Source organism: Anabaenopsis arnoldii (assembly GCF_028331025.1).
Lineage (GTDB): Bacteria > Cyanobacteriota > Cyanobacteriia > Cyanobacteriales > Nostocaceae > Anabaenopsis > Anabaenopsis arnoldii.
In genome coordinates this window covers 1-6966 of the sequence record NZ_JAQMUH010000021.1, presented here as the reverse complement: position 1 = coordinate 6966, position 6966 = coordinate 1, and the positions used below count along the sequence as shown (strand labels likewise).

The following is a 6966-nucleotide window of genomic DNA, read 5'->3' as shown; positions in this document are numbered from 1 at the left end:
CAACTGTTGTGATATAGCATTCATGGTGCTGTAGGGTAAGTGTTGATACGGGAGCAATCAGGGTAAAAGATTTGATATTGATAAATTATACTATAGTTGGTTGAGTGATGTGACAATTTTTAATACTGCGTATACCCCACCCCCCTCACAAGGGTAGGTTTTTTACATTGTCGTGAGGGTAAGACAAGGTGGACAAGGTGACAAGGGAACCAGGGAACCGGGGGTTAGAAACCCCCGTCTCAAAGCTAAAGTCAGATGAATCTGACTGGAATCTTATGTATTTGATTATTTTTAGGTAGAAGTGGGGGATCTGTGTGACTGTGGGAGGGGCGTAAGATCCCCGACTTCTCACATTATTAGAGATATTCTAGGATAATTTAGCTAGAAGTCGGGGATCTGTGGGGCGATCGCGAAGCGCTGCTGTAAGCAGATCGCCACCCAGGGGGGTTGGGGTGGGGTTCTAAATAGGGAAACAAAGAATAGGCGTTGCTGAATCCAAGTATGAATCATGCGATCGCCTGTACCAGTTGCGTAAGTCCTACTGGAAATATGCTGTACAATAAAAAACAGATTAGGGAGATTTTATAATTATGCAAATCACCATAGATTTACCAGATAATTTAACAGATAAGATTCAAAATGAATGGGTTAATTTACCACAAAAAATCATTGCCAATCTTGTCTTAGACGCTTTGCGGGAAGGTTTAATTGATTTTCAGGAAATGAAGGAGATGCTTAACTTTTTCTCTGATGCAGAATTAAAGGAGTTTTTAAAACAAAAAAATATGCTTCATACTAAAGGAATCCTCAATTTATCTGGTGCTTGTGCGGATATTGATTTTAATGTTGATGAACAAGGAATTTATGAAGATACGGATGATGATTTAATTGGCGTGTTTGATGAATAATAATTCTTTAGTTTATTTACTAGATACAAATGTTTGTATTATGTATCTCAAAGGTAGGTCATTGAGTATTAATCATCATCTCGATAATTTAGAACCTGAAAAAGTTGCGGTTTGTTCTGTGGTGAAGGCTGAGTTATTTTATGGGTCAAGGCGAAGTAATAACCCTGGAAAAGCTTTGAAGATTCAAAAATCATTTTTACAGCAGTTTGTATCTTTACCTTTTGATGATTCCTGTGCGGAAGTTTATGGACAAATTCGGGCTGATTTAGCTAAAATTGGCACTCCTATTGGTCTAAATGATTTACAAATTGCTGTTATTGCTTTGGTGAATAATTTAATATTGGTAACTCATAATGTAAGAGAGTTTGGCAGAATTGACGGGTTAAAGTTTGAAGATTGGGAAGTTAGTTAAATGGGTAAGTATCAGGGTGGCGATCGCGAGTGAGTCTTTTTAACCTTACTACTCACTGATGGTCATCCCAGTTAAAGGTTTGGATCTGTTTTTGACGTAACCCCCCTTCTGTGGGAAGTATAAAAGCTACCCGTCCTCATACCTGGGGACTAGGTAACAGTAAATACATGACAGGTTGGGCTTCAAAGATGCGGTTAGTATAATGACCGTAGATTTCCTGTTGCTGTCCATTAGTATTAATTAAATCTTATATTCTCAATAATAACGCTGACAAAGAAATACTGAGACTAGTGGGTTTAATTCCTTCCATAAGCAGTAAACTTAGGTTGTCTGTGTCTTCCACTAATTGGGTAACAAATTCATAATCATCTAAACGGGCTTTACTACCCTCTGTATAATTTATCAGCAGTTTTTGTACATCAGTCATGGACTTGTGATAACTGAGTTTTCTGAGGGTATTCTTAATTAAGGTTGGGGTTAAATTTCCCCTGGGGGGAATATTTCTCAAGCGGCGCTGGATTTTATTAATACGTTCCGAGCTATTATTTAAGGTGGTTAGGTTTTCTGGCTGTTGTAGTTCGGCAATGTATTGATGTTTTAATTTTACTAGCTCTTGGTATATTGACTGGGCAGATGATAGTACACTGTGGACAGAAAAAGTATTACTAATGACTGGGGTTTTCATCGCCGAGGCGATCGCCAGACCATAACCGTCTTTTTCTCCCGTTTGGTCGTTCCAAAATAGGGTTTGCTGTTTTTCGGCAATAGGTTCACCATTGGGGCCGAAATATGCTAAAGTTAAAACAATTAATCCTGTGGGTTCATTTACCTCCCCAGTACGACGACCTATAACTATGGGGTTGGGTTGGTAGTCTTCACCTAATCTTTTTAATAGCTTGCTAATTTCCTCACTGTGTAGAATCTCATTTTCTGTGTAAAAACTCAGATGAGTGGCTTGTTTTTGATAAACTTGTTCTTGCAAATGGTTCTGCTGTAATTTTCTAGCTTTAACTAAACTCTGGAGAAAGTCTACATATCCTGGTAGAATTTCATCATCAAATAAAGTATCTCCATAAATTGAATCTCGTAAACTGTTAACATGGGAGATAGTAGGGATATGGCGTTTAGTTTCTACATCGATGAATTGAGTATCCTGGTCTACTAACTCTCCTACTAGTTTTTTATGGAGATTTGCCAGGCGTGATGCTTGTCTGAGTAATTGACTTTCGCTGTTAGCATAGTAAATATAAATATGTGCAGCTTGGTGTTTTTTGGGTCTGTCAATCCTACCGATTCTCTGTTCTAAAATCATCGGGTTCCAAGGTAAATCAATATTAATTAAATAATCAGCATCTTGGAGATTTTGACCCACAGATAGGGTTTCCGAACCAATTAATACTGTAATTTTTGCTTCGGGTTGGGGGTATTCTGTGGGATTTTGACAACTAGCAACGGGAGCAAATCGTTTAAATATTTCTTGACGAGTTAAAGTTACCTCTCGTCCTTGGGGTAGTTTGGCTTGACCAGGGCTAATTTTTTGGGGTTGGTCTGCATGATTGGGGTAATATAGTTTAGGAGAGCCAGTTAGCATTCCTATACCTTGAGAGGCGATCGCCTGATCTTGCGCCATATAAAGATAATAATCGATCACCGTGTCACTAAAAGTAGAAATCAGCAATACTTTATGACCCAGCTTGACTAACTCCCTCACTTTTTGTCTGACCTGTTCCTTTTTGTGGTCAATGACAAATTCAGCTTGGAGTAGAGTTTGAATTTCTTGGAGTTGTTGCAAATCGTTGTCACAATCTGCTAACATTTTGCTGTAGATTTGCCTAGCTCTATCAGGCTGATTTTCTAAAGCTGTCGTGTTAATATCAATAGAACGTCTTAACTTTTGGCGCTTTTGTGGTTGCTCCTCCTGTGCTTCCTCCTCTTCCTCATACTCTTCATCCCAGGTTTCCCGTTCATCATCATCTAAATTTAACCGGTCTGTTTGACCTGTTGACTTTAAATTAAACTCGTAGTGAGTTAATAAAAATTCCTTTAATCCCGCAGCGTCGGGGGAAATAGACTGTAAACGGGATTGCATTTGTGTAATCCGTCGCCTAAAATTATTGATAGTTTGGCTCAAAGCATACATACTAGATTCAGCCCGTTGGAGGAAAAACCGGCGCTGGTTACCTAACAAGCTGCGCTGTTCCACATTACTAGTTAAATAACGAATTGGGTCAGCAAAGGGAATGTAAAGACTTGTTTCAAAATGGGTAAAAATTTGGTCTAGTGCTTCTTCCGTGGTATTTTCAAACTGTACCGGTAACCATTCCGCTATGCGTTGAGCATATACATTTAAATTGCTGCTGGAGTCTCGCAACATCTTTCTAGTCCGTTGCAGAAACAGTTCCTTGTAAATTTGGCGAAATATCTCTGTATTATCTGTGAAGTTCCTCACCCCTGTATCCCTTCTTGTAAACCAGTCGGTGACCTCAGCGGGTAAGTTTAAATCTTGGAAAGCTTGAGGACGACTAATAAAAGGTGAGAGAATATTATAAATGTCTTCGCGGCGGTTATTCCAGGGGGTAGCAGTTAAGAGCAGAAAATGACGCTGTTTACCTAACTTGCGGTCGTTGTCTTGAATTTGCAAGCAGGTTTTGTGAATGCGGTTATTATAATTGCGGATACCCTCATGGGCTTCGTCAATGATAATTAAATCAGGACCACCATAACGATTCAAGTTTTCTAGAAAATTACTACCCTGACGACTCATCAAGTTTTTATTGTAGAGTTCGTAATCATGAGACTCAAAACCTAACTCCCTTAACTCCCGTTCCCAGTTGGGTAAAAGTTTTTTAGCTGCAATAATTGCGATTTTAGCATCGGGGTGTTGTTGTCGATATAATCTCCCCACCGCAGCTGCTAACCGAGTTTTTCCCAAACCTACAGCATCCGCACACACAGCAACCCCAAAATCTTGCATTACCCTCAGACAGTGTTGCGCTCCTGTTTTTTGGTGTTCAAATAATATACCCTGATTTAATAGTTCATCGAGTAAGTCACTACCTTGTACCCGGAACTGTTGGGGGCGTTTTTTTGCTAACCAGTAAAGAAAGTCATCCGGTGTACCATGATTACCAGCTAAAATCATTTCTATGGCTGATTTAAATCCTGGTATTTCTTCAAAATCAGGAATTACTAAAGACTGGCTAACTACAGGGGGTTTTTTAGGTGTAGTGCGATAAACTCCCCTGGGGGTTTTGACCTGGAACTGAGTTAAGGGTATGGGGGGATGGTCTGAGTTTACCTCAACTTCACCAATAATCTGTTGTGGTGACTGGTTGTGAATGTTTACCTTCACCAACTCATTCTCAGTCACTCCTATGTCGGTAACTTGGTCTAGATTTTGACCGGTAATTTCAACAGTTGTAGTTTCACCGCTGGGGAATTTATCCGGTGTGATGGACTCAATGACTGGTTTTTGTTGTTCTTGGCGGCGTTGTCTTTCTTTTAATACTTGTTGTAAAAATTCTTGACTGAGGTCAAAACTTAACTCGTGGTCTTGCCATTCTCCATCAAATTGCTGAATACTATCTAATATGGTTTCTGCGTCTAATTCATCCCAGGAGTAGAGAAAAGTCATACTTTCTGCATTTCTGGAATGTGCAGCACGGGTAAAATTATCTGAACCCTCATGTTGAATGTGGTGATCTAATTGGTCAGTGAAAATCCCCGTTTTTTTGTGGTAGAGGGCTTTTCCTGAGTCCATTTTAATTAGTCTTATTTGTAGAAATCCCAGTCTGACTAGTTCTGCTAATATTTCTGTTTCTGTAAAATCGCCTTCTGCTAAACCTTGGAGAAATTCTTCTAGGGTGCGTTGGATAAATTGGTAGCGATCGCTCGGGTCGTAGAGTTTGTCTAATTCTGCAATATCTGTTATTTTAGTAAAACCTTGCCAATCCATTAATAACCGGATTTGTCCCTCAGTTTGCACAATAGCGGCCAATGGTTCTTGATAGAGTTTTAAAACACCGCTATCAAAGTAAGCTGTGGAACGGCGGTAAATTTTAGTTAGTTGTAAAATATTAGTAAAAAATTGCCGATATTTATCTAAGTCAGAGGGGAGATTAAAGCGACGTTGACGACCGGGAATTTCTAAAAAGCTCCCTGCTAATAAAGCTGGTTCTGTGGTCACCCTTTCTTGATGTAGGAACTTTTCTAGGATAGATAGTTCACAGGTTCGCAATAGGGTGACACTGGGTAAATCTCCCTCTTTGATGGGGATATATTCAAATACTTTAGCTGTTTTAGGGTCTATGCGTAAAAGTTTATGGGTGGCGTTTTGATTACCCATACCTAGGAATTTAATCACGTTATGTAATGGGTTATCAGCGTCCCGATGTTGGAAAACCAGCCAATATTGATGGTTAATTCCTTTGATGGGATTCCCTTGGGGTAGGTAGTAGGGGCGTTGTTTGCGAATTAGTTCGGGGATAAAGTTATCTAGCATAGTTAATCATTGATTTGTGGGTTAGATATGGTCAAAAACTTAACCAGCTAAAGACTTCTTGAACAGTGATCTTTAAATCAACCCCTGCGATAACTGGTAGGCGATCGCTATTTTTAAGTTCTTGAACTCGGCGATCGCCATCTACTACTAAAATACTTTCATCCTCACTATCAACTAACCAACCTAACTCAGTTCCATATTCAGCACAATGTAGTAACTTACTGAGAACTTGTTTATATTTCTGTTCGGGAGAGAGAATTTCAATTACCCAATCTGGATGGATTTCAAACCGATTCGCGATGCGTCCTGATGGTAACCTAGGGATGCGCTCCCAGCGAAATACCGCTATATCTGGGACAATTGCGAATCCACCAAAAATACAGCGTAGTTCTGGAAAAGCTTTAGCGATTTTCTGAGGTTTAGTAATTTGATTAATAGTTTCGCATAGCTCAATCTGTAGTTGGCTATGTTCCCCTTGATGCATTGGTTTCTGTATAATGTGTCCATGAATCAATTCAGAAGCTGGTTCTGTTTCTGACAATTGTAAAAATTCTTCTATAGTTGTGGGTTGTGCTGTAATCGTCATAGCTTTATGCTCAAACCTCTTTGATTTTAACAGCCAAGTGACAGGTCAGCGCCTATCCTGAGATTTTGGGATTCTAAACCACAGGGAAACTAGGAATAGTCTGATCAATTAACTGCATTAACTTAATAGTCTCTTGCAGCGCCACCACTACACGCCGATAATGTAGAATATCTTCATGATTTAGGGTGCGTCCTTTGCGGTCTTTGAGCCATTTTTGACAAACTTGATAACCACCAATATAAAAGTTCCATACTTGCTCTGGTACCCCTGTGAATTTATCCCCCTTTTTATTAATCACTACCGCACCTTGAATATATTTAGGATATCCTGAATCTACTATTTGACCTCCGCTATTTTCTGTAAATTCGGTGATCAGGTTGTTTAATTGGGGTGATTTCATCAGGTGTAGTGCTGCTAATTCTTGTCCATATTCTGCAAGTTGACAAAATAGCTCATTGTTGCTGGTGAGGGGGACGCGGGGGAAGTCGATTTTGAGAAATTCGGCGTAACGGGTGCGGTAGGTGGGACTGTGGAAGATGGCGTATATGTAATAAAATAT

At 39.6% G+C, this 6966-nt stretch carries 6 protein-coding genes; 2 read left to right on the top strand and 4 right to left on the bottom strand.

Annotated elements, in window-relative coordinates; all coding sequences use genetic code 11:
• Window positions 1–381: 381 nt before the first annotated feature.
• Entirely contained in the window at window positions 382–510 is a 129-nt protein-coding gene (locus PN457_RS01730) for a hypothetical protein (RefSeq protein ID WP_271730904.1), read from the bottom strand.
• Window positions 511–590: 80 nt separating this feature from the next.
• On the opposite strand from PN457_RS01730, the gene PN457_RS01725 reads away from it, so the two are divergent.
• Window positions 591–908: a hypothetical protein gene (locus PN457_RS01725; protein WP_271730903.1), complete on the top strand. Its 318-nt coding sequence runs from the start codon at window positions 591–593 to the stop codon at window positions 906–908.
• Complete coding sequence (gene vapC / locus PN457_RS01720; RefSeq protein WP_271730902.1) at window positions 901–1320, top strand: type II toxin-antitoxin system tRNA(fMet)-specific endonuclease VapC; 420 nt, start codon at window positions 901–903, stop codon at window positions 1318–1320. Before PN457_RS01725 ends, vapC begins: the two co-directional genes overlap by 8 nt.
• A 247-nt stretch (window positions 1321–1567) precedes the next feature.
• Here vapC and PN457_RS01715 read toward each other — a convergent pair whose 3' ends face one another.
• From PN457_RS01715 to PN457_RS01705, 3 genes are all read right to left on the bottom strand, one after another.
• Window positions 1568–5821 carry a helicase-related protein gene (locus PN457_RS01715; RefSeq protein WP_271730901.1) on the bottom strand — a complete coding sequence of 1418 codons (4254 nt, stop codon included), beginning with the start codon at window positions 5819–5821 and terminating at the stop codon, window positions 1568–1570.
• 31 nt (window positions 5822–5852) lie between these two features.
• Entirely contained in the window at window positions 5853–6407 is a 555-nt protein-coding gene (locus tag PN457_RS01710) for a Uma2 family endonuclease (RefSeq protein ID WP_271730900.1), read from the bottom strand.
• A 73-nt stretch (window positions 6408–6480) separates the two neighbouring features.
• Window positions 6481–6966 (bottom strand): type ISP restriction/modification enzyme (locus PN457_RS01705; protein WP_334310741.1); only part of this gene is annotated, 486 nt, incomplete at its 5' end.